The 24,984-nt window shown below is 36.3% G+C and carries 22 protein-coding genes and 1 riboswitch; of the genes, 1 reads left to right on the plus strand and 21 read right to left on the minus strand.

The genetic code is table 11. From position 1 onward, the window contains the following. Positions 1-60: 60 nt before the first annotated feature. The 17 genes from ACSVC9_RS09550 to ACSVC9_RS09630 form a co-directional block, all read right to left on the minus strand. The gene (locus tag ACSVC9_RS09550) at positions 61-393 is read right to left on the minus strand and encodes a DUF1292 domain-containing protein (RefSeq protein ID WP_446897262.1); all 333 of its coding nucleotides are present in this window, start codon (positions 391-393) and stop codon (positions 61-63) included. A 118-nt stretch (positions 394-511) separates the two neighbouring features. Then, positions 512-4,021, minus strand: a complete 3,510-nt coding sequence (nifJ, locus tag ACSVC9_RS09555; RefSeq protein WP_446897263.1) for a pyruvate:ferredoxin (flavodoxin) oxidoreductase — start codon at positions 4,019-4,021, stop codon at positions 512-514. A gap of 313 nt (positions 4,022-4,334) precedes the next feature. Next, a complete protein-coding gene (locus tag ACSVC9_RS09560; RefSeq protein ID WP_446897264.1) occupies positions 4,335-4,760 on the minus strand; it encodes a flavodoxin in 426 nt (141 codons plus the stop codon). Between the two features lie 182 nt (positions 4,761-4,942). Further along, the gene (locus ACSVC9_RS09565; protein ID WP_446897265.1) at positions 4,943-6,010 is read right to left on the minus strand and encodes an undecaprenyldiphospho-muramoylpentapeptide beta-N-acetylglucosaminyltransferase; all 1,068 of its coding nucleotides are present in this window, start codon (positions 6,008-6,010) and stop codon (positions 4,943-4,945) included. 19 nt (positions 6,011-6,029) lie between these two features. Further along, positions 6,030-7,778: a single-stranded-DNA-specific exonuclease RecJ gene (gene recJ, locus ACSVC9_RS09570; protein ID WP_446897266.1), complete on the minus strand. Its 1,749-nt coding sequence runs from the start codon at positions 7,776-7,778 to the stop codon at positions 6,030-6,032. Positions 7,779-7,811: 33 nt separating this feature from the next. Then, positions 7,812-9,047, minus strand: coding sequence for a M16 family metallopeptidase (locus tag ACSVC9_RS09575; protein WP_446897267.1), 1,236 nt, complete (start codon positions 9,045-9,047; stop codon positions 7,812-7,814). Beyond that, on the minus strand, positions 9,037-9,609 hold the full coding sequence (locus ACSVC9_RS09580; protein WP_446897268.1) for a DJ-1 family glyoxalase III: 573 nt from the start codon (positions 9,607-9,609) through the stop codon (positions 9,037-9,039). Before ACSVC9_RS09580 ends, ACSVC9_RS09575 begins: the two co-directional genes overlap by 11 nt. Before the next feature lie 117 nt (positions 9,610-9,726). Beyond that, positions 9,727-11,223 (minus strand): glycerol kinase GlpK, encoded by a 1,497-nt coding sequence (gene glpK, locus ACSVC9_RS09585; RefSeq protein ID WP_446897269.1) that lies wholly within the window; start codon positions 11,221-11,223, stop codon positions 9,727-9,729. A 71-nt stretch (positions 11,224-11,294) separates the two neighbouring features. Then, a complete protein-coding gene (locus ACSVC9_RS09590; RefSeq protein ID WP_446899838.1) occupies positions 11,295-11,855 on the minus strand; it encodes a glycerol-3-phosphate responsive antiterminator in 561 nt (186 codons plus the stop codon). Positions 11,856-11,956: 101 nt separating this feature from the next. After that, positions 11,957-12,664 carry an MIP/aquaporin family protein gene (locus ACSVC9_RS09595; RefSeq protein ID WP_446897270.1) on the minus strand — a complete coding sequence of 236 codons (708 nt, stop codon included), beginning with the start codon at positions 12,662-12,664 and terminating at the stop codon, positions 11,957-11,959. A 235-nt stretch (positions 12,665-12,899) separates the two neighbouring features. Beyond that, positions 12,900-15,758: a DNA topoisomerase IV subunit A gene (locus ACSVC9_RS09600; protein ID WP_446897271.1), complete on the minus strand. Its 2,859-nt coding sequence runs from the start codon at positions 15,756-15,758 to the stop codon at positions 12,900-12,902. A gap of 65 nt (positions 15,759-15,823) precedes the next feature. Further along, positions 15,824-17,764, minus strand: a complete 1,941-nt coding sequence (locus tag ACSVC9_RS09605; protein WP_446899839.1) for a DNA gyrase/topoisomerase IV subunit B — start codon at positions 17,762-17,764, stop codon at positions 15,824-15,826. A 140-nt stretch (positions 17,765-17,904) separates the two neighbouring features. After that, complete coding sequence (locus ACSVC9_RS09610; protein ID WP_446897272.1) at positions 17,905-18,228, minus strand: energy-coupling factor ABC transporter substrate-binding protein; 324 nt, start codon at positions 18,226-18,228, stop codon at positions 17,905-17,907. After that, the gene (locus ACSVC9_RS09615) at positions 18,228-18,980 is read right to left on the minus strand and encodes an energy-coupling factor ABC transporter permease (protein WP_446897273.1); all 753 of its coding nucleotides are present in this window, start codon (positions 18,978-18,980) and stop codon (positions 18,228-18,230) included. The genes ACSVC9_RS09610 and ACSVC9_RS09615 overlap by 1 nt, the downstream gene beginning before the upstream one ends. A gap of 1 nt (position 18,981) precedes the next feature. Continuing rightward, the gene (locus ACSVC9_RS09620; protein WP_446897274.1) at positions 18,982-19,821 is read right to left on the minus strand and encodes an energy-coupling factor ABC transporter ATP-binding protein; all 840 of its coding nucleotides are present in this window, start codon (positions 19,819-19,821) and stop codon (positions 18,982-18,984) included. 15 nt (positions 19,822-19,836) lie between these two features. After that, entirely contained in the window at positions 19,837-20,673 is an 837-nt protein-coding gene (gene cbiQ / locus ACSVC9_RS09625) for a cobalt ECF transporter T component CbiQ (RefSeq protein WP_446897275.1), read from the minus strand. 122 nt (positions 20,674-20,795) lie between these two features. Next, positions 20,796-20,983, minus strand: a riboswitch (cobalamin riboswitch). A gap of 192 nt (positions 20,984-21,175) precedes the next feature. Then, entirely contained in the window at positions 21,176-21,328 is a 153-nt protein-coding gene (locus tag ACSVC9_RS09630) for an XRE family transcriptional regulator (RefSeq protein WP_446897276.1), read from the minus strand. 251 nt (positions 21,329-21,579) lie between these two features. On the opposite strand from ACSVC9_RS09630, the gene ACSVC9_RS09635 reads away from it, so the two are divergent. Then, on the plus strand, positions 21,580-21,951 hold the full coding sequence (locus ACSVC9_RS09635) for a helix-turn-helix domain-containing protein (RefSeq protein WP_446897277.1): 372 nt from the start codon (positions 21,580-21,582) through the stop codon (positions 21,949-21,951). 115 nt (positions 21,952-22,066) lie between these two features. On the opposite strand, the gene ACSVC9_RS09640 is transcribed toward ACSVC9_RS09635, so the two are convergent. The 4 genes from ACSVC9_RS09640 to ACSVC9_RS09655 all read right to left on the minus strand — a co-directional run bounded on the left by ACSVC9_RS09640 (position 22,067) and on the right by ACSVC9_RS09655 (position 24,887). Continuing rightward, a complete protein-coding gene (locus ACSVC9_RS09640) occupies positions 22,067-22,411 on the minus strand; it encodes a hypothetical protein (RefSeq protein WP_446897278.1) in 345 nt (114 codons plus the stop codon). After that, entirely contained in the window at positions 22,398-23,825 is a 1,428-nt protein-coding gene (hydG, locus tag ACSVC9_RS09645; protein ID WP_446897279.1) for a [FeFe] hydrogenase H-cluster radical SAM maturase HydG, read from the minus strand. The genes ACSVC9_RS09640 and hydG overlap by 14 nt, the downstream gene beginning before the upstream one ends. A gap of 265 nt (positions 23,826-24,090) precedes the next feature. After that, a complete protein-coding gene (locus tag ACSVC9_RS09650) occupies positions 24,091-24,426 on the minus strand; it encodes a cytochrome C biogenesis protein (RefSeq protein ID WP_446897280.1) in 336 nt (111 codons plus the stop codon). A gap of 2 nt (positions 24,427-24,428) precedes the next feature. Then, positions 24,429-24,887: a flavodoxin family protein gene (locus ACSVC9_RS09655; RefSeq protein ID WP_446897281.1), complete on the minus strand. Its 459-nt coding sequence runs from the start codon at positions 24,885-24,887 to the stop codon at positions 24,429-24,431. Positions 24,888-24,984 lie beyond the last annotated feature (97 nt).

The raw sequence follows: 24,984 nt of genomic DNA on the forward strand, positions 1-24,984 counted from the left end.
ATGGAGATAAATTCATACAAACTCCAGATTTATCTCCACATTTTATTCAATTAATGATTTTTATTCACTTAAGGATGCATAGTATTCCGACACTTCATCAAATTCTTTGTCATCTGGAATTACAAGTTCTCCTGTATCTCCTTCTCCAACAACTTTAAATAAGTATACACTGCCGTTTTTAGAATTTTCAACTATGGCATATTCATTTTCCTTATATACAAATCCATCCACAACTTCACACTGAACTACATTTCCATCTTCATCTTCCAAATCCACCATTATCGGTTCATGATCTTCACAGCCACAGCTGCACCCTTCATCATGTACATGCTCCTGTCCGCAGTTGCAGCTTCCTTCAGTCTCATTATAGTCCTTCATTTTTTCTTTATCCATATTGGACCTCCTTTTAGTGTTATGTTTTAATTTTACCCTTAATCTATAAATATTAAAAGCTTTTTTTAAAAAAATAAAACCAGGTAGAAAATCTACCCGGTTTTTTACATACTTTATATTATTCTGCTGCAAGTTTCTTGTAGCCGTTGAGTCTTTCAATTGCATCTTTATGAGTTTTTTCAAACAATGCTTCTGCCTGATCTGGGAATTGTTTTTTAAGTGAAGCGTATCTTACCTCGCCTAACAAGAATTCCTTGAAATCTCCAGTTGGTTCTTTTGAATCAAGTGCAAATGGGTTCTTTCCAGTTCCCCTAAATTCTGGATTGTATCTGTAAAGTGCCCAGTATCCGCAATCAACTGCTTTCTTAGCTTCTCTCTGGCTCTTTCCCATGCCTGCTTTCAATCCATGGTTGATACATGGTGCATAAGCTATTACAAGAGATGGTCCATGATAAGCTTCTGCTTCATGTATTGCCTTCAATGTCTGGTTCTTGTCTGCTCCCATAGATACTTGAGCAACATAAACATAGCCATAGGACATAGCCATCATTCCGAGATCCTTTTTCTTGGTTCTCTTACCACTTGCTGCAAACTTAGCTATAGCTGCTGCTGGAGTTGCTTTTGATGATTGTCCACCTGTATTTGAGTAAACTTCTGTATCAAGCACAAGAACATTTACGTCTTCTCCTGATGCTAGAACATGATCTAATCCGCCATATCCTATATCATAAGCCCAACCATCTCCTCCGAATATCCAGTGGGATCTCTTTACGAAGAAGTCCTTATTCTCATACAAGCTATTCAATAAAATGTCATTTCCTTTTTCTTTTTCAAGCAAAGCTGCCAATTTATCAGCTCTTTCTCTTGTGCCTTCACCTTCACTTGCATTTGCTGCCCAATCTTCAAGAGCTGCCTTCAATTCTGCACTTACTCCTGATTCTGAAGCTTTCTTAGCATCTTCTATAAGCTTTTCTCTTGTCTGACTTACTCCAAGGAACATACCCAACCCATATTCTGCATTATCCTCAAATAATGAATTAGCCCAGGATGGACCGTGTCCTCTATAGTTTGTAGTGTATGGAGTTGCTGGTGCAGATGCTCCCCAGATTGATGAACATCCAGTTGCATTTGAAACCATCATTCTGTCACCAAATAATTGAGTTACAAGTTTAACGTAAGGAGTTTCTCCGCATCCTGCACAGGCTCCTGAGAACTCAAGCAGTGGCTGCTCGAACTGGCTTCCCTTTACATTGTATTTGCTGCTCATTGGATTATCTTTATGTGATACTGACATTGCATAATCCCAAGCTTCTGCATTCTTAAGCTGAGTATCTGCCGGTTTCATTGTAAGAGCTTTTTCCTTAGCTGGACATACATCAGCACAGTTTCCACATCCTGCGCAATCAAGAGGTGAAATTGCTATTGTAAAGTTAAGTCCCTTAGCTCCCAATGCTGGTTTAGACTGAAACTCTTTTGGTGCTTTGGCCAATTCTTCATCGGTAGTAAGGATTGGTCTTATTGCTGCATGAGGACATACAAATGAACACTGATTACACTGAATACATTTGCTAACATCCCATTCTGGAACATTTATAGCAACTCCTCTTTTTTCATAAGCTGCAGTTCCCTGTGGGAATGTACCATCTTCCATACCTACAAAGGCACTTACAGGAAGTTTGTCTCCATCCTGTCTGTTCATAGGATAAACTATCTTTTCTATGAACTCCGGAACTTCTTTTGTTGCAGCTGCTTCATCCTCTACATCCTTCCATGAATCTGGAACATCTATCTTAACTACTGCTCCAACACCCTGGTCTATAGCAGCATTATTCATATCAACAACCTTTTGTCCCTTCTTGCCATAAGAAGTTACAACGGCATCCTTCAAGTACTTAACAGCATCTTCTATTGGTATTATATCTGCAATTTTAAAGAATGCAGCCTGGCATATCATGTTTACCCTTCCGCCAAGTCCAATTGCCTGAGCTATCTTAACAGCATCTAATATATAGAAGTTTATGTCATTGTTTGCTATATATCTCTTCATTGAAGCTGGTAATTCCTTTTCCAATTGCTCTGGAGTCCAGATTGTATTCAACAAGAAGTTACCGCCCTTTTTAAGTCCTTCAAGTACATTATATTTGTGAACATAGGATTTATTGTGAACTGCTATGAAATCAGCCTTGTCTATAAGATATGGTGACTTTATCGGTGATTTACCAAATCTTAAATGAGAAACTGTTATACCACCTGATTTCTTTGAGTCATATGCAAAGTAGCCTTGAGCATACATGTCTGTATGATCTCCTATGATCTTTATAGCACTCTTGTTTGCTCCAACAGTACCATCTGATCCAAGTCCCCAGAACTTACAAGCCTTAGTTCCAACTGGTGTAGTATCTATTTCTGCTCCTCTTGGAAGTGATGTATTTGTAACATCATCTACTATACTTATAGTAAATCCGTCTTTAGGATTCTGAGCTTTCAAGTTTTCATATACAGCTGCAATATCTGATGGGAGTGTATCTTTTGAACCCAATCCATATCTTCCACCAACTATTACTGGCTGCCAATCTTTTCCGTAGAATGCATTTTTAACATCCAGGAATAATGGTTCTCCTATTGAGCCTGGCTCTTTAGTTCTATCAAGAACTGCTATTTTCTTAACAGTTTTTGGTATATATTTAAAGAAGTGCTCTATTGAAAATGGTCTATACAAGTGAACTGTCAACAGACCAATTTTTTCTCCTTTTGAAGTTAAATAATCTATGGTTTCCTCCACCGCTTCACAGACTGAACCCATTGCAATTATCAATCTGTCAGCATCTTTTGCACCATAGTAGTTGAACAAGTGATATTCTCTTCCAGTCAATTTAGTTATCTCAGCCATATAATTTTCAACTATTTCTGGAATTGCATCATAATATTTGTTTACTACTTCTCTCTCCTGGAAGTATATATCTGGATTTTGAGCTGTACCACGGGTTACTGGATGATCAGGATTCAATGCTCTTCTCCTGAATTCGTTGACAGCATCTTTGTCCACTAATTTTGCCAGCTCGTCATACTCCAACACTTCAATTTTTTGAATTTCATGTGAAGTTCTGAAACCGTCAAAGAAGTTCAAGAATGGAACTCTTCCCTTTATAGCTGCAAGATGGGCAACTGCTGAAAGATCCATAACCTGTTGTACTGAACTTTCTGCAAGTAGTGCGAATCCTGTCTGTCTGCAGGCCATAACATCCTGATGATCTCCAAATATATTAAGTGAATTTGTTGCAAGTGCTCTAGCAGATACGTGAAATACTCCTGGTAAAAGTTCACCGGATATCTTGTACATATTAGGTATCATAAGCAAAAGGCCCTGTGATGCAGTATAAGTAGTAGTCAATGCTCCTGCCTGAAGTGAACCATGTACAGCACCAGCTGCCCCTGCTTCAGATTGCATTTCCATTACTTTTACCTTTTGACCGAATATATTCTCTCTTCCCTGGGCTACCCATTCATCTACATGTTCTGCCATTGGTGATGATGGAGTTATTGGATAAATAGCTGCTACATCAGTAAAAGCATAGGAAATATGTGCTGCAGCTGTATTTCCATCCATAGTTTTCATTTTTCTTCCCATAAAAAATTCCTCTCCTTTTTTAATACTTAGTTTTATATATCTAGCAAATTATAAAAACACCTTAATTATTAAGTTTATATTTTCACTATACAACAAAAAACTTAATCTGTAAATTATAATTTTATGCTGTATTAGTTATTTTTGTTTTGTATACCAATAATATTATAGTAATTTCAGGCGTATAAGAATACTGTATCATTTATATCATATATATTTTTCATAAATATTAGTTAAAATAGTGAACGTATTCAGCCTGTTAAAAAAGCATAAATAGTTCACTAAATATAAAACTAATTTTATTTAAGTATAAATACTAATCTGCAAGTAACTTGCCTAATTCTTCAGCTTTTGCAAGTTCTTTGTCATCAGGTGCTTCATTGACTGCAAGTTCACCTACCACTTCAAATCCATAGTCTGTTACAATCTTTTTAAAATCTTTCAAGAAGACTCCCTTGTCCCAACCATATGAACCAAACAATACAGTCTTTTTATTATTTGAAGGCAACAATTTAAATTCTTTAATAAAAGGGAGAAATTCTTTCTGCTCGATCCTATTATTATCTATTGAAGGACTTCCAAAAGCAACTGCGTCAGCAGAAGTCACATCTTCTACTTTTGCATCCTGAACCTGTTTTAAAACCACTTCGGCACCGGCACTCTTGGCTCCCTTTGAAATAGTATCAGCAAGAACCTCTACATTTCCACCATTGCTCCAGTATATTATCGCAACTTTTTTCATGTAAACATCTCCACCTTTCAACATATTTATTAATATCCCCTTTAGCTACAAAAGGAATATTAATATTTTTTTAACTATATATTTTACTTATTTAAAATTTATTGTTAAATTTATCTGTATAGTTATTATAGCATAAAATATTATTTAACAAAATAATATTTTATAAAATATGTAGTTTCAATTTATTTTATGCTATATTTTTCAATCACCTCGATTATTCTATCAGAGCCATTTCCAATATTGCTTCTGGCCATTTTGTTTATATAATTATTTCTGTTGCAATAGAGTTCATCTATCTTTTTTACAAACATATCCTGTTCCAATATATCTTCGCTCAATACCATACTATAGCCTCTTTTTTCAAAGGAGGCAGCATTCAATATCTGGTCTCCCCTGCTGGATTTTCTTGACAGTGGAATAAGCATATTGGGTTTTTTCAAGGCAAGAAGTTCAAATATAGCATTTGCACCCGCCCTTGATATAACTATGTCTGATATGTTCAATATATGCGGCATATCCTCATTTACATATTCAAATTGCAGGTACCCTGTTTTGCCTTCCATTTTTTTATCAATATTTCCTCTCCCGCATATATGAATTACATTGTACCTTCGAAGAAGAACATCAAGAGAGTTCCTCACCATGTTGTTTATAAACTTTGACCCCAGGCTTCCACCGACTATAAGAATAACAGGTTTATCATCCTTAAAATTACATATTCTCCTACCTATTATCTTGCTTCCATTTATAATTTCCCTGCGAATGGGCGTTCCTGTCAAGATACCCTTTCCATCTTTTATCTTATTTAAAGATTCTGGAAAAGTTACACATATTTTATTACAGTAAGGTGCAGAAATTCTATTTGCAAGCCCCGGAGTAATATCAGATTCATGTGCTATAACAGGTACTTTACTCAGATATGCAGCAATTACCACTGGTACGGAAACAAACCCTCCCTTTGAAAACACTATATTGGGCTTTACTTTCCTGATTATGAGCAAGGCTTGAAATACCCCTCTTACTACTTTAAATGGATCCGTAAAATTTTTTATATCAAAATATCTTCTGAGTTTTCCACTGGATATGACATAATATTTTATTTTTTGTGCAGTTATTATCTTTCTCTCAATTCCATCCTTGGTTCCTATATATTCTATACTATAACCTTTCTGCTTTAATCCTGGTACAAGGGCCAGATTTGGAGTTACATGCCCGGCTGATCCTCCACCTGTTAATATTATCTTTTTCAAAATTTATTCCTCCCGAAAATCAATTGGTTGAAATTCTAAAATCCTTCACTATGATCTGGATATTCCTGTTATTGTTATATTCATTAAAAACAGGGAAAAATACGATATCCATATAAATACGTTTAAAATCATTTGCCAAAATTCTATGGAGCTTATCAATGCCCCATGATCTTCCTACAATATCCTTAAATTTTTCTGTCCCGTCAAAAATCAGGGCATCCATCTTATTCAGGCTGTTTTTCAACCTGCAAAACAATTTGACTGTATTTTTATCTTTTCCCATAAGGTATACTTTAAAAACCTCTATATTCTTTTCGGCAAACACAGGAGACGGATTTCCGCTACCAAAGGGTTCAAGGCGGCTTATATTTTTTATAAGCCCTGAGGTTATGTTTTCAAGCTGCAGTCTCCTGTCTATTATTATTTTGGGTATAATATCTTCCTCTGTAAGGCTGCAATTGTCATTTAATTTTTTTCTAAGTTTATCTACATTCTCCCTTTTTATGGACATTCCGGCGGCCATTTTGTGTCCTCCGAAATTTTCCATCAGCTCTTTGCATTTGGAAAGCTCACTGAACATGTCATATCCTTCTATGGATCTTCCAGATCCTTTGTCGAATATGTCACCTTTCGTAATAACTATAGAAGGGAGATTGTATTTTTCTTTAAGCTTTCCAGCTGTAATACCGGCAATACTCTCATGTACGTCTTCCTTATACACTACAATCACCTTATCATACTTCAACTGTGAGTTTTCCACTATGTCCGCTATTTCTTCAAAACTTTTGGTGGTCATATCCTGTCTTGTCGAATTAAGTTCTTTCAGCTTACCTGCAAGGAAAATCGCATCTTCAGAGTTTTCTGCCATCAAAAGTTTCAAAGCTGTCTCTGCACTCTCAAGTCTTCCTGCTGCATTTATGCACGGGCCCAGTATAAATCCTACATGATAGGCTGTAATATTACCTGGTTCCAGTGAATTTTCCTTCAAAAGTGCCTTGATTCCTATATTTTGAGTACTGTTTAATGCCTGGATTCCCTGTTTTGCAATGACTCTATTTTCATCCAGAAGATCCACCACATCACAAATTGTACCAATTGCAGCATATTCAATAAATTTCAAGGCTTCCCTCATGTCAATACCTATTTTTTTATAAAGCACTTGAACAAACTTAAATGCAATTCCTGCCCCACAAAGCATTTTAAAAGGATAGCGGCAGTTTTTCTGTTTCGGATCTATAACTGCATCCGCAGAAGGTATTACAGGTGGCACATCATGATGATCCGTTACAATCACCTTTATATTGAGTTCATGTGCCCTCTCAATTTCTTTTAAGGCAGATATGCCATTGTCACAGGTTATAATTGTAGAAACACCTTCCGAACTCAATTTTTCTATTCTTTCCAAATTCATTCCATAGCCTTCCTTGATCCTGTCCGGTATGTGATATTTTACATCAGCCCCGCATCGGCGGAGTGCACTGTAAAGTATATAGGTACTTGTTACTCCATCTGCATCATAATCTCCATAAACTGCAATTTTATCTTTTCTTGCTATGGAATCACATATTATATCTACACCCAATTCCATGTCCTTCATAGAAATTGGATTATGCAATTTATCTATGGTAGGATTCATAAAATCCATTATTTTACTTTTTGAGGTTATTCCTCTATTTGCAAGTATGGACTGCATAATCTCATCTATACCTATTTCCCGGGAAACATTTCTATCTATTTTATGTACCCTAAGCATCCATCTTTTCTCCAAAAAATCCCCACCTTATTATTTGATATTCGCCCTCTAATATAATATCTGTATAGACGGATTGTTCATAACCTTGTCTATTACCAAATATATTTCTTTTTTTGAAATAGTATCAAGATTTTCAGCTTCTTCATAGAATTTTTTAAAGCTTCCATACATCAATTCATAGGTAGTAAGCTCCTTGCAGAGCTGAACTGACCTCTCCACTTTAAGTTCTCTCTTTATCTTTATCCTCCTTGACAAATCCTTCATAATACTGCTTCCAAAATGATTTTCATCATTTTTAATTCTATCGATAATACTATTTATGCTGTAAATGGATTTGTCAATTTTTTCTACAGATGTACCCATGCTTATAGATAGAAGTTTTATGCCGGTCTCACCTTTTATATGACTTCCTATTTCATAAGCCGCAGCATCTTTAGTTCTTATACCGTCAAACAGGAAACTGCTCGTTCCCTCTCCAAAAGCACAATTAAACAACATAAGTGCTTTAAACTCTCTGAAATTTAAATCACTTATATCAAAAATATATTGAATTTTAGCCCCACATGTATTATTAGTACTGCTTTTATATATGCCTGGCAGATTCTTTTCATATAGATTTCCCCTGTTTATCGGCAGTGAAGTTTTATTTTCAAATTCTTGAAAATAATACTCCACCAGATGGAGTATATGCTTAAAATCAAGAGAAGATGAAAAGCTTATTACACAATTATCCGGTGCATAGAAGCAATTGTAAAAATCAATTATATCTTTTAACCCAATATTTTTTACGCTGTATTCAGAACCTATTATAGTTTCTCTTATTCTCCTCTTTTTAAAGGAATTCATAAAGAGAACATCCTCACAGCTCTGGTATGGATCCCCTCTCCATTCCCTTAACTCCTCAGATATTATATCCATTTCACCTGCAAATCCGTTTTCAGGGAAAAGTGGATTCAGAAGTATATCGGAATACAGCTCAATAGCCTTTTCAACGTCCTGGTTCAAACAACTTCCGTAATATATTGTATATGGATAGTTGGTCATGGCATTTTCAAATCCGAATATACTGTCAAATGTATTATTTATATCATTTTCACTTCTGTGCTTGGTACCCTTAGATATCATATGCTCAAGAGCATGTGCTGTTCCAAAATTAAATCTGTCTGTTTCATCAAGTGCTCCTGCATTAAATCCAATGCACAGGGAGGTTATTTCACCTTTCCTATGTTCATATATAAGCTTCATTCCATTTTTTAAAATACAGTATTCCATTTTATTCACCATAATACTGTTTTACCAGATTCATGAGAGTTGATTTCTCCACTCTTTCCAGTGTCACCTTATCTGTAATATTTTCAAGTATCTTAAATGCAAAATAAATTGACATTGCAGCACCCCTGCTCGTTATTATGTTTCCATCCTGAACCACAAGATCCTCCCTATAATCAACTTTTCCAAGCTCATCCTTGAAATTTGGATTTGAAGTTACCTTCTTTCCATCAATAATACCTGCCTTTTTCAAAACTATAGGTGCAGCACATATTGCAGCCACAAATTTACCTTTTGAGTAAAATTCCCTCACAAGTTCCACTACATCTCCATTGTCTCTCAAATTGGTCGCCCCCAGAATACCTCCAGGAAGTATTACAACATCATATTTGTCTGAATCTATATTTTTAAGTATTTCATCTGTTACCACAGTTGTGTTTCTGGAACTAGTCTTTTCCCTGTTATTATCAACAGATGCAATTACACAGTTTACATCCCCTCTTCTTAAAATGTCAACGGATGTCAGAGCTTCAATTTCTTCAAATCCGTCAGCCAATAAAACTACTGCATTTTTCAATGTAATATCCTCCTCAATCAAATATCTGATATTATCATTATAATGATTATCATCTACACTTACAAATTCAAAAGCCAGAAAAAATCCCGCAGTATTCTACAGGATCTTTTCTGGCTTTTATTTGTTTTTTACCCACCCCATGGACCTATTTATTGCATCATGCCATCCTTCTACAAGCTTATTTCTTTTTTCTTCATCCATACCCGGGGTAAAGTTCTTTGATATGGCCCAGTTTTTGATTACGTCATCCCTGTTCTTCCAGTAGCCTACTGCAATGCCGGCAAGATATGCCGCACCAAGTGCTGTAGTCTCTATTACCTTGGGCCTGTCAACCTGAACATTCAATATGTCGGATTGGAACTGCATGAGAAAATTGTTTGCACAGGCCCCTCCATCAACTTTAAGTGACTTAAGTTCTATTTTTGAATCCTCTTCCATTGCCTTTAGTACATCATATGTCTGATATGCAAGTGACTCAACTGTAGCTCTTATAAAGTGTTCCTTTTTCGTTCCCCTGGTAATTCCAACCAGTATTCCTCTTGCATATTGATCCCAGTACGGGGCCCCGAGGCCTACAAATGCAGGTACAAGATATACTCCTCCTGTATCTTCTACAGCTTCACAGTATTTTTCGGATTCAGGTGCTGATTTCAACATTCTAAGTTCATCCCTGAGCCACTGTATGGAAGCTCCACCTATGAATATACTTCCCTCAAGGGCATATTGAATCTTACCATCCATACCTATGGCTATGGTAGTAAGAAGTCCATTTTTTGATTCAACTGCCTTTTCTCCTGTATTCATTAACAGAAAGCATCCCGTTCCATAAGTATTTTTCGCCATTCCAGGTTTGAAGCATGTTTGACCAAAAAGCGCAGCCTGCTGGTCTCCGGCATCTCCTGCTATTGGGATTTCCACTCCGAAGAGAGACTTATCACTGTTCCCGTAAACACAGCTGGAGGGCTTTACTTCAGGGAGCATGGATTCAGGTATGTCGAACAGTTCAAGCAGTTCTTTGTCCCATTTCAGTTCGTGTATGTTGAAAAGCATTGTCCGGGATGCATTTGTATAGTCCGTAACATGAAGCCTGCCTTTAGTAAGGTTCCATATAAGCCAGGTATCAATATTCCCAAATGCAAGATTTCCCCTGTCTGCCTCCCTTCTTGCAGTAGGAACATTATCCAGTATCCATTTTATCTTGGTAGCAGAGAAATACGCATCAAGTACAAGTCCCGTCTTCTGCTTTATTATCTTGTCAATTCCCTTCTCCTTAAGTTCATCACAATAATTGGAAGTTCTCCTGCACTGCCACACTATTGCATTGTATATTGGAAGCCCCGTTCTTCTATCCCATACTATCGTAGTCTCCCTCTGATTTGTTATTCCAATTGCCTCTATATCCTCTGCACTTATATTCGACTTTAAAAGTGCCTCCGTTGCAACTCCAAATTGAGTAGCCCATATTTCCATGGGATCATGCTCAACCCATCCTCCTTCCGGATATATCTGTTTGAACTCCTTCTGTGAAATACTTGCTGGAAGCCCATTTTCATTGAACAATATACATCTTGAACTTGTAGTTCCCTGATCCAGCGCCATAATATATTTAGCCATTTTATTACCTCCTTTATTTTATAACGTTTTCTTATTTTAACACCACCTACTGCGGCAGTGACACAATCACTTTATAGATTCCACAATTCACTGTCTGTTGTTGATACCGCTACGGCTCCTGCAGACAGAGAATCTATGACATCTTTCTTTTTTGTTATAAGTCCACCTGCAATTATAGGTACCTTTATTTCCTTTTCAATCACACTTATTATTTTATTTGCCACCCCTGGCATAACTTCCACTGCATTAGGATTTGTCTCATGAATACTCCTTATTCCGGTTCTAAGAGAAAGTGAATCTATTGCAAACATCCTCTGTATAGCATATAAACCAAGATGTTTTGCATATTTTATATTTGAAGACTTTGTACTTATCACACCATCTGCTCCTGCAAATTCTTTTATAAACCTAACAGCCGACTGGTCTCCCCTAAGTCCATCTATCAAATCCATATGGGCAAACACCAGTTTGTTGCTTCCCTTTAGCCTGGAGCATATATATTTTATTCCGAGTACATCACCATATAATACAAATACTATACCTGCATTGCTTTTCACTGCAGCATCAAGTCCCTTTTCATCTCTTATAGCAGCTATAACCGGATTTTCTATGAGCATTTCTTTGAGTTTAATCATCCACATATACCTCTTTCAAATTAATTTATTCAAACACCGTTCCTAATAATAATATCACAATTGCAGCAAACAAGGACTACGTGTTATATTTAAAATATTTAAAATATTGCAACAAATAAAAGTGCTCCTACTATCCCTCCCGTTATTGGACCAAACACCGGTATCCAGGAATAATTCCAATCTGAATCACCTTTACCTGCTATAGGCAATATGGCATGGGCAATTCTAGGCGCCAGATCCCTTGCAGGATTTATGGCATATCCTGTAGGACCTCCTACTGACAGTCCAAGTGACCATATCAAAAGAGAGACAAAGAATACTCCAAATCCCGGCACAACCTTCTGAACTCCTATTCCAAGAATTCCAAATACCAGAACTGCGGTTCCAAGAAACTCAGTCAAGAAATTAAAAGGCAGTTTTCTTATAGCTGGTGACGTACAGAATATGCCAAGCTTTGCCGCTTTATCTTCTGTCTTTTCCCAGTGTGGCAAATAAGTAAGCCACACAAGTATTCCTCCTGCTATTCCACCGAGCATCTGTGCGCATATGTAGCCAAATACTTCAGATGACGGGAATTTTCCTATTACAGCAAGTGCTATTGTAAGTGCAGGGTTAAAGTGTGCGCCACTGACGTTTCCAAATATAAATGCAGGTATTCCAACTGCAAATGCCCACCCTGTAGTTATTACCATCCAGCCTGCATTCTGTCCTTTGCTCTTTGTAAGAGTGCAGTTTGCACATACCCCGTCCCCAAGATAGATTAAAATCATAGTACCAATAAATTCCGCTATTAATTTTGTCGTCATTTTATTACTATTCCCCTCCCACATATTGAATTATCTATTAAGGCAAGCTCTCTTATGTTTAATTATCTTTATAAATCGATTACATAAAATATAAAGATAATTAAGAAGAGAGCCATTGCTAAACAAGCTATATGTATAGCTTGTTTAGCAATGGCTCTCTTGTCTCCGCCTTTTATTAACATGAGTTAATTATAATATATATGCTGACACATTTCAATAGTATATCATTTATATTTTACAAACTTTTTAAATGGACATTTTTAATGCTGTCATTTTCAACAATCATCCTGCCCTTTCCGCCCCTGCTTTGTGGCTTGATATCATGAATACCCAGCTTAAGTTCTTTTCCACTTTTGCAGTGAACATCAAAATAAGCCTTATTGCCACAGTCAATCACGGCAGAGTAGATTATCTTATCCGGAAGTTTTAAATTCACTGCTATTGAACCAGATGCAATTTTTCCGGTAGGATTTATATCGGAACCTGAAAATCTAATAACTGCTCCATTTTGCGTAAATACAACTATATCCGAATTCTCACCCGTTGAAAATTCTACATTTGTTAGAATATCCTCTTCACCTTTAAACTTATACGCAGTCTCTCTTATTCTAATACCTTCAAACTGGGACAGTTCTGTTTTCTTAACCATTCCATTCCTCGTAAAGAAATACATGTATCCTCTATTGAAGTTATTAACGGACAACAATTTCAATATACCTGATCTCTGGCGGATTCCAAATAGATCTTCTATATTTATATGGTCTTTAATATTTTGCAGCATAACTGAAGGTATTGAGAATACTTCTCCATTTTCTTCAAATACCAATAAAGTACAGGAAGAATCTGTATGTACTCCAAAAGTCTTTCTGCCACTTGAAGATGATTTTAATATTCCATTTTTATCTATGGATACGTAGAAAGCTTCAATATGTTGACTTTCTGCAAAATCCACCTTCAGAACTCTATCTTTCGAAGGCAGGGCAAACATACTTGTACTTACTATATTTCTATCCTCAAGGTCGACTTTCAATTCAGGTATTGTAAAATCGAGCCCCAGACTTGTAACTATATTGAGGAATTTTTCTTTTCTGCCTTGCAGGACTAATTTAACATCTAAAAGTTTTTCATTTTTTTTAAGCTTGATAGCGGAAAGCTTCGTATATGTAGTACTAAACTTCTGTACTGAAGTTTTCTTTATACCACCTGTGCTTGTAAACAGCATGAAAATTTTTCCGTAATCCTCATTTCTAAGATTTATTACAGAAACTATCTTCTCCCGGGAAGTATCCAGCCCTTTTATGATGTTATCAAGTTTTTCTCCTTTTTCCTTCCATTTGAACTCCGGTATATCCATTCCCTTCAGCTGATACATGTTTCCATGGTCTGTAAAAAACATAATTGTATCTCTTGTGTTCGAATCTACAAGGAATCTGTTATAATCTCCCTCTCTATAATCTATTTCATCAATACTCTTGCTGGAACGGCTATAACTTTTCCGCGATACTTTCTTTATAAAGCACTCATTTGACATCGTAACAACTATATCTTCTTCGATTATAATTTCCTCCAGTAGTATTTTTGCCTTGCTGTCATCTTCCACAATAGAACTTCTTCTATCATCACCGTATTTATCCCTTATTTTTCTCAATTCACTTTTTATAACCCTGAGCTGTTCATCTTCACTAGACAGTATAAGTTCCAATTTATCTATGTATTTCGATAGTTTTTTATGTTCTTTTTCAAATTCAACTATTTCAAGCCCCGTAAGCCTGTAAAGCATCAGCTCCAGTATCGCCTCCGACTGCATTTTCGTAAAACCAAATCTTTCTACAAGATTATTGGAAGCATCCTTTCTTGAGCTTGAACTCCTTATGCTCTTTATGATGTCATCCATAATTCCAATGGCTTTTATAAATCCTTCAACTATATGAAATCTCTTTTTAGCCGCGGAAAGTTCCTTTTTAGTTCTCCTTACGAGTATATCCTTCTGGTATTTTATAAAATACTGCAGTATCCTTTTCAGTGAAAGTACAATCGGTTTCCCATCTGCAAGTGCCACCATATTAAAAGAAACACTGCATTGGAGGTCTGTCTTTTTAAAAAGATATTTTAAAATTTTTTCCACTCCGTCACGGTCTACCGATTTTTTGAATTCAATTACAGCCCTGATTCCGGTTCTATCTGATTCATCCCTTATATCATAAATTGTATCAAGAATTCTGGAATGTTTTTTATCTGCAGTCATTTCCGAAATTGTCTGAAGGAGCTTTGCCTTGCTTCTCCTATAGGGGAATTCTGTTATAATTATTGCAAATCTGTCATTTTCCAATTTATCTATGGATGTCTTTGCCCTCAACGTAACTTTTCCTTCTCCAGTACTATAGGCGGATTTTAGAGATTCCCTGCCTATTATTATTCCACCTGTAGGAAGATCCGGACCCTTGATATACTTCATAAGTCCGTCTATATCCAGATCAGGTTTGTTTATAAGGGCCACCGATGCATCTATTACCTCCCTTAAATTATGAGGGGGTATATTAGTTGCAAGCCCTACGGCTATGCCAAAAGCACCATTTACAAGTAAATTCGGGTATCCAACCGGAAGTACTTCAGGTTCCTTTTCAGAACCAGAATAATTGTCCACCATATTTACTACATCGTCCTCTATATACTTTACCATTTCCATGGCAATTGGCGTAAGTCTTGCTTCTGTATAACGCATGGCAGCAGCATTATCTCCATCCTGGCTTCCCCAGTTTCCATGTCCATCTATAAGCGGCATTCTCGTAGTAAAATTCTGAGCGAGTATTACCATTGCATCGTATACGGAAGAATCCCCGTGAGGATGATACTTACCTAGAATATCCCCAACTATTCTTGCAGATTTGTAATACGGCCTGTCTGGAAAGGCCTTCAGCATATACGCTCCATATATTATCCTCCTGTGGACCGGTTTCAGGCCATCCCTGACATCTGGAAGCGCCCTGTCCTTGGCCACTTCAACTGCATATGGGAGATAATTGTCCGGCATAGCCTCCTCTATTGAAATCTTTATTATATTGTTGTCTCTTGGAATTATTGTCTTCGTAGTCAAATCTAACCGCCCTTTCTTTCCAGTTTGCAATCTTTTCTCAATTTACAATTAATGAATATACTATTTTAAAATTGTGCATATTTATACATGTATTTTTTTCTCGGTGCTACTACATCTCCCATAAGAAGTGAAACCATTTTTTCCGCTTTTGCAGCATCATCTATGGTTATCTGCTGAAGTGTCCTGCTTTCCGGATTTAAAGTTGTCTCCCAAAGCTGATCCGGATTCATCTCGCCAAGTCCCTTATATCTCTGAATAAGTGCACCAGAGCCCACTTCCTTTTTTGCATCCAAAAGCTGCTCGTCGCTATAGGCATACTTTATAATATGCTTCGTTTTACTCTCCTTGTACACTTTATAGAGGGGAGGAAGAGCTATATAAAGATGCCCGTTTGAAATAAGCTGTCTCATATATCTGTATATATAAGTCATCCACAAGGTTCTTATATGATAGCCGTCTACATCAGCATCGCTCAGTATTATTATCTTATCGTATTTTAAATCTTTTTCATTATAATTTTCAAGTATACCCGTACCTATAGCGGCATTGAATATTTTAAGTTCTTCACTGCCAATCACATTTTCCAGATTTTGCTTTTCGGTGTTCATTATCTTTCCTTTGGAAGGCATTATCGTCTGGAATCTCCTGTCTCTTGCCTGTTTTGCAGATCCACCGGCGGAATCACCTTCAACCACTATGAATTCACAATTTGAGGCATCTCTCAACGTACAAACTGCAATTTTCCCCGCAAGAGGGGCGGCTCCTTTGCCTATTTTCTTTTTCTCCGCATCATTTATTTTCTTTATCTTTTCCCTTCTCGCCGCAGACTGAAGTGCATTGTTTATTATTGCAGAGGCCATATCCTTATTGTCCTCTATCCACTTTGAAAATTCAGTATATGAAAGATCATTCATAATTGTATAAGCTTCTGTATTTCCTAGTTTTGTCTTTGTCTGCCCTTCAAATACAGGATTACTTATCTTCACCTTAATTATGGCTGTCATTCCCTCACGCAGGTCGTCGCCCTCAAAATCCCCATCTTTATATAAATTCAATTTTTTCCCGCAATCTTTAAATGCCCTGGTCATTCCATTTTTGAAACCACTTTCATGAGTTCCCGCCTCCGTGGTTGGGATATTGTTTACATAACTTGCTATATTATACGTAGTTGAATCGGTAAACTGAACGCACACTTCTCCCTGCATGCTTATTCCATTTATCTGCCTTTCTCCTTCAAATAGTATGGGTTCCTTGTGAATCGGAGTTTTACTTTCATTCAAGTAATCTATAAAATCAAGAAGTCCCCTGCTGGAATGATATTCTCTTATAACCGGCTCATGTGACCTGTTATCAACAAGTTTCAAAGTTATTCCCTTATTTTGAAATGCAAGCTCTCTCAACCTTTGATCTATTATATCCAGTTTAAAATCAACTGTGGAAAAAATTCTGTCATCAGGCATAAATGTAACCCTAGTCCCTGTAGATTTTGAAGCTCCAATCACTTCAAGTCCGCTCACAGGAGTCCCTGGCATATTCTTTTTAAGTGACCTGTCATAGGCATATTCAAATCTCTGCCTATAGAGGTATTCATTTTGTTTGACCTCAACCTCCATCCATCTGGACAAGGCATTTACAACAGCAGCTCCAACTCCATGAAGACCTCCTGAAGTCTTATATACGTTGTTGTTGAATTTACCTCCCGTATGAAGCTCCGTAAATACCATCTCAACCCCTGTCTTTTTCTTCACAGGATGGACTCCTGTAGGAATTCCCCTACCGTTATCCTCTACAGTTACACTTCCATCCTTATTCAAAACAACTGCTGCACAATTCCCAAAGCCATTTGAAATCTCATCTATAGAATTATCTAAAATTTCCCATATACAATGATGAAGCCCCTTACTCCCTGTCGATCCTATATACATTCCAGGTCTTACCCTGATTGGTTCCAGCTTTTCAAGGGAAGTCAGAGAATTAACGTCATAGACTTCACCATCTGCATTCATATGCTCCATATTTTTCCCTCCAAAATTGTTCACTGCACAATCGCAACTATTAAAAAAACCTTCTAAAAATACATAGAAGGTAATATAGTAAAGTTTAAACTTCAAAATTATTATATATATATAATGAAAATTATGCAAATCTACTTTGTATATCTGTTATTTTCCTTTTTATTTCTCTCCACAAATCTTCCCAGGAAAAAGAAAAGAACACCCACGCCTATTCCTGTCTGCACACAAAATAGCAAGCTTTCAATTTCCCCAGGCAGTTCTCCACCAATCCACTTTTCCATGACAGGAGTGGCCCAGGGTTTATATTCGCTGCCTTTGATCTGTGAAACCACCTGACTTCCTGCATCATCGGAGCCTCCAAATTCAGCACCTTTTAGTGTAAAGAGCGGCACAAGGGCAATTAATGCAACAATAAGCAGTAGGATTATAATCTTTTTTTTCGTTTTTTTATCCATTAATTTTTCCCTCCTTTTAGGAATCCAATACCTGTCAGCTCAGATTTTGCATATACTTCAAGGCACATGACTATGACAACAGTCAAAATACCTTCAATAATCGCCAGAGGAACCTGTGTAGGTGCAAATACTGCGAGAAACTTAACTGCTGATGCCGGTATTCCACCATTTGAAGACGGATATGCAAGTGCAAGCTGAAAACTGGTTACACAATATGTAAATAGATCTCCAATTGCCGCTGCAAGAAAAATACCTACATGTTTATTCACATTCAACTTTTGACACAATTTATAAATTGCATAGGATAGCAGTGGCCCTGCAATAGCCATGGAAAACGTATTAGCACCAAGAGTGGTCAATCCACCGTGGGCAAGCAGTATTGCCTGAAAAATCAATACAATAATACCTAAAATTCCTACTGTGGTAGGCCCAAATAATATTGCACCAAGTCCCGTACCCGTCATATGGGAACAGCTTCCTGTTACTGATGGAATCTTCAAAGACGAAACTATAAAAATAAATGCACCTACCATTGCGAGTATAGTAATGGATTTGCGGCTTTCAGACAGTGTTTTCTTGATTGAAAAATAACCTGATACTAAAAATGGAATACATATAACAGCCCATATAATACAGAATTTCGGCGGAAGATATCCTTCCATAATGTGCATTGCATTTGCCGCCGGAGTTATTCCAAAAACCAGCGCAAAGACTGCTGTAATCGCAACAATTTTCTTTTCTTTCAGATTCATTCTATTTTCCTCCCTTTTTTTCAAGTATTTTTTTTAACTCGAGTGTATTTTTAGGATAATCTTTCTTATCTTCCAGGATACGTTTCTCTACAAGCAGTTCATATACCTCAAGCATTGTCGGCTGCTTTAGATTTGCCCTTTCTAATACCTCCATGTTTTTGAAAATTTCCAGTGGTGTTCCATCTGCGATGATCTTTCCTTTAAAAAATACAAGTATTCTTTCAGCCCATCTATATGCGAAATCCACGTCATGAGTGGAAATCAGCATCGTCTTTCCTTCTTCAGAAAGTTTTGCCAGAACTTCCTCCAGCATCATTGTATTTAGAGGATCCAGTGCTGCCGTTGGTTCATCAAATATGATAATTTCTGATTCCATAGCTATTATGTCTGCAATTGTAACACGCTTCTTTTCACCGCCGCTCAGATAATGGGGGGGACGATTTTTTAAATTCGAAATATTCATATATTTTAGTGCTTCTTCAACACGTCTTTTTACCTCTTCTTGAGGAAGCCTTAAATTCATAGGTCCAAATCCAACTTCCGCCATAACTGTGGATGCTATAATTTGATTGTCTGCATCCTGAAATACAATCCCAATATTTTTTCGGAGCTCTTTTAAATTCTTTCTATCTATAATTGTATCTCGATAAATAATTTTCCCATGTTCTGCAGTAAGGACTCCATTTACATTCAAAAAAAATGTGGATTTACCCGATCCATTTGATCCAATGACGGCAATTTTTTCACCTTCATGAATATCTACATCTATTCCATTTAACGCATGATTTCCATTTCCATAAGTGTAGCATAGATTTTCAACCTTCAATATTATTTCTTTCATAGCTGCCCCTTTCTATTATGTAAAAGCCCAAAGCAAAATCAAAAAAAATATGAATAATACCGCTGCGACAATATGCTTTATATCTGCACTTTTATCCTCCCTCCAAAATACAAGCTCCCCGTCATAGCATCTGGCTTCCATTGCATCATAATAGGCTTCTGCTTTTTTAAGGGAAACAATCAATATATTGCTTACAATACCTCCGAAGGTGGCACAGGAAGTCTTAAAATCATAATATCCTTCACGTGATTTAGCAGAGTTCTTCATATTAGTATAAACTTCCATCAAAATGAAAATGTAACGATAGATGATATTCATCAATTCTACAATAATCTTCGGCACATGCGCCTTTTTAAATACATAGATGATCTCGGAAGACGGAGTAGACAACGCCATCAGCTGCAGGGCACTAACAGATGCAAATACCTTCAGGATTAAAAAAAGCACTTCCTTGAGTTTTTCCCGGGAGGTAAATGCATAGCAGAAACCAAGATACAGGTTATATTGTCCTATTGGCTGCCTTGAAAAATCAATGGCAATTGGGAAAGTCCCAAGTATAATAAAAGCAATGGGAATGGTCAATATCGAGAGATACTCATATATTGGAAGCCCCCCTTTTACAACTGTCAGATAAGCCATTGCAATAATGACAGCAGCCGATACATATTGGTTGTCCAACGAAACACAGAGCACCAATGTCAAAATAGAAAAAAGTACCTTGAAAGTAGAGTTCCATTCCTTCATTTTGGAATTATAAGCATAAAAGTCTATTGGAAACCCTTCACCATGATGATGCAGTCTACTACTGCGGGTGTAATTGTGTCTCCATTTAAAAATAACAATTTTCCCCATAATCCACCCCCTTTAAATTTTTGTCAAACGCAAAAAATCCTCTTAACCCAATAGTCAAGAGGATAAAAAGTACCAGAAATTATAAAAATACATTCCAGACACCCCCTATACATCGTAGAGTTAATTGTGCATTATCATAGGCAGGTATTCTGACTTAAGCATCATTGCCTCCATAACCTTCCCGGTTTCCCAGTGGTATTTTAATAAAGGCTCTTCTTTTACAGCGGCGGGACCGTGCAGGATTTTCACCTGGCTTCCCTTTTAATCCAAAGTAATTTATAACTTTGTTACCTATAACTTATTATATTGTTGTTTTAATCAAATATAACAAATATTTATGATCCTGTCAATTTACCATAGTCAATATCCAACTATTAAAAAACCTTCTAAAGTATATAGAAGGTATATTATTATATATAGTTGAGACTATGCAAACCTAATTTGTATGTACTCTAGACATGCTAACTACAAATATGAATGATGCAACGATTACAATAATATCCTAAAAGCTGTCCTCTGAATTGCTACTGCTATCAATATTTAATCTTTCTACAATTAGATTCCTGTACTTTTTCCCAGAACGTCTTCCATTTAAAATATCTGTAAGATAATTTTCATTTACCCCTATTTCACTGGATAACTCCCTTTGAGTCATATTGAGGTCTATGAGCCTCTTTTTTACTTTAATGCCAAATAAAGTTGTTTTTCTTTTACTTCTGATAATATCACCCCCCTAACTTTATAAATCAACAATTATTTTAAAAGTGTACTGCTAATTTATAGTGTTGAAATAGTTGTGCTATACTTATATTTTAAATTAGAAGTGTGTTAAAATTATGATATAATACCATATCTTAGTGTAATTATAATACTGAAATCAGTAAATGTAAAGGAGGTATCTGTTCAATGCATACTTTAGGTGAAAGGTTGGAGCATGTTCTAAAGTACTTCAACACTACAAAAAAAGATTTTGCTCTATCTATAAAATATTCTCCAGGAAATGTAACTGACTGGATAAAAGGTCGATACAAGCCATCCAGCAGAGCATTAATAAATATAGAAAATACATATGGCATTTCACAGAAATGGCTTATAGATGGCGTCGGAAACATGTTTGTCAAAATTCCTGAAGGTATTATTATCGATGTTAAATTAACAAACCTGGAAATAAATCTTATAAAGACGTACCGAAGATTAAATGAAAAAGATAAGAGAAAAGTGGTGATATTCATAGAAAATCTAACTAAAAGCCCTAATTATGAAGAAAATCCAACATAAATTTACTTTTTTTGATGTATTTTCGTATCTTTTTATACTTTATAATCCTATACGCTGCTAAGAGAGACAGATTTTATTCTGTCTCTCCTTAATTATACATAAAATCTCTATTTTACTAACTATTTTCACCTGAGCACCTTGAATATGCTACAGCTATTTTAAAAATAGATATCAGTGTATCTTTTTCATACCGGGATACATTTTCAAATCCCTGTAGGAATATTACATATCTGTCATCTAACTCAATCTTTTCCTGGGGCATAAATGTTTCCTCTCCGGCTCCTGTCACATAGGCAATCCTCTTCATAAATTTTTCTGAAAATATTATCTGGGTTCCACTATAAAACTCCGCCGTATTTTTGCAGAGAAGCTTAAACATCTCTTTTATATTCCCATGTTCCAGTATTTCTTCAAGATTACGTGCTATAAATTCTTTAAAATCCACTCTATATATACACATCCCTTTGTCCATCTACAATGAGCTGCAATTTCTTCTTTATTATATTTTGTTTTACTTCATCAAATTCCCCTATAGTCTGATTTATAACCTTCTCTCCTGCACTTCTCGTGGCAGGAGATGCATAATCCAGAAGATATTCTTTAAAAGTAAATATGGCATTTGGAATACAATAATTGTGAATTAAAGATTTTTTCGCTATACTCATAAAGTGGGATCCTGTCCTTCCACATCTATAATCTGCCGTACAAAATGAAGGAATACATCCCTGCCTGCATACATCCTGGACAGCGTCATCAAGGCTCCTCATATCTCCCAACTGAAACTGTTCCTTCTCAGGTATCAATCCTTTATCATACTGGGTATATCCTCCAATTGCAATTCTTGATCCTGCATCGATCTGCGATACTCCAAGCGGCAATACTTCCTCCCTTACTTTCGTACTTTCCCTTGCTGTTAAAATCATTCCGGTATATGGTACTGAAAGTCTCAGAATTGCAACTAACTTCTTGAAGTCATTATCAGATACCCTGTACTTTGGATCCAGTGTAAATGGCACATCAAGTGCAGGTTCTATCCTTGGAAAAGATATAGTATGTGGACCAACCCCACCAAACATGTGTTCAAAATGAATTGTATGATACAAGAGTCCCATGACTTCAAATTTCCAGTCATACAGTCCAAACAATGCACCTATGCCCAGATCATCAATTCCTGCCTCCATAGCTCTGTCAAGTCCGTAAAGCCTCCAGTCATAATTTGCCTTTACATCTCCGTGTGGATGAAGTTTTCTATAAGTATCATGATGATAGGTCTCCTGAAATATCTGGAATGTTCCTATTCCGGCTTCATGGAGTTTCCTATATCCTTCCACATCCATAGGTGCAGCATTTATATTGACTCTTCTTATTTCTCCTCTTCCGACTTTTGTGTCATAAACAGTTTTTATAGTTTTGGCTATAAAATCTGCATCATACATTGGATGTTCACCATATACAAGTATTAATCTCTTATGTCCCGCCTTTTCAAGTACTTCTACTTCACTTCTAAGCTCGTCCATGGTAAGAGTTTTTCTCTCTATTGCACCGTTGTCCCTTCTGAATCCACAATAGAGACAATTGTTTATACATTTGTTACCAACATACAGCGGTGCAAAAAAAACTATCCTCTTGCCATATACTTCTTCCTTTATCTGCCTTGCAAGTGCAAACATCTCTTCAAGCAGATCATTATCTTCTATTTGAAGTAATTTCGCTGTCTCTTCCGGTTCAAGTCTCACCTTGCTTCTGGCCTTGTCAAATATTGCCCTTATTTCACTTTTTTCCGGATTCTTTGCCTGATTTAACTGTTCCCAGATTTTATCATCATCGATAAAATCCTTAAAATTAGGGTTGAGATATTTTTCATCCATCTTCATTGATTTCCTCCCAATAAAAAAAAATTAAACTCTCTAAATAAATGCTGAAAGTTTAACCAATTCACACAAAATCCGTATTAAACAGCAGGCAGGTTGTCAAATATATAACAAATATACAAAGACTACCTTTTCCCCAAATACATTTTTGTCATAAATATGTTCTATCAGCATTTTGCTCAGATAATTCTTTGCAATCTGGCATAGATTTTTACTTATTCCTCAGAAACAGAATATCTATAACTAAAGATTCACCTATATTGTATACTTATAAATTAGCTATTGTCAACAAAGGCAGTATATTTATAACAGGTTCTTCATATGGATGAACCCGTTTTATGGTTTCCACTGCCTTTTTCGCAAGATCACTTTTACAGCAAAATTCAACCTTACACTCTTCCTCCATGCTCACCTTTCCAATTTCACCTTCAAAAGGATTAGCTCCTTCAAGGGGCCTCCAGTATCCTGTCACTTTTGAAACAGAAATACAGCTGTCATAATTTCCACCTATACTCAGTGCTCCTACTGCGTTTAGACTCTCTCTCAGCCTATCGACATATTCTTCCGGAATAAAAGTTTCTATTTTATAGTTTTCAACTCCCAAATTTATTCCCCCAATTCCTTAATTAATTTAGCTGCAAATTCTTTTGCTGCCTTCAAGTCATCTTCATTTGGTCTTCCCTTAGCTATTCCTCCTATTAATTTAAAGGGACCATAGGTGTCAAAGCCTTTTGAAGCAAAGCTTCCAATAATATCAAATCCATGTTCATCGAGTTTTTTCTTAAGGGAATCATTATATTCCACTTTTCCCTGTCCACTTGTAGAGAATATGAATGCCTTCTTTTTTTCATATCGCGGCATTTCGTCAATTAATTTTAAAATATTCTTGTGAAATTTACCATAAAATATTCCTGATCCAAATCCAACCAATTGATATTGATTCAATTTACCTATATCTGCCTCTTCGGCTTCAATTACATCGGCTTTCAATCCAGCACCTATCTCCCTTGCAATTTTTTCAGTATTCTTATGCTCCGTAGATGTATAAATTATTAAGCTTTTCATTATAAACATCCCCTTTCAAATTTGATATTCATTATTATCATAATAACACTATCTAGATATTTTGACATTGCTTTTTATGGAGGCTATACTTAAATTA

Source organism: Clostridium sp. LBM24168 (genome assembly GCF_052953915.1).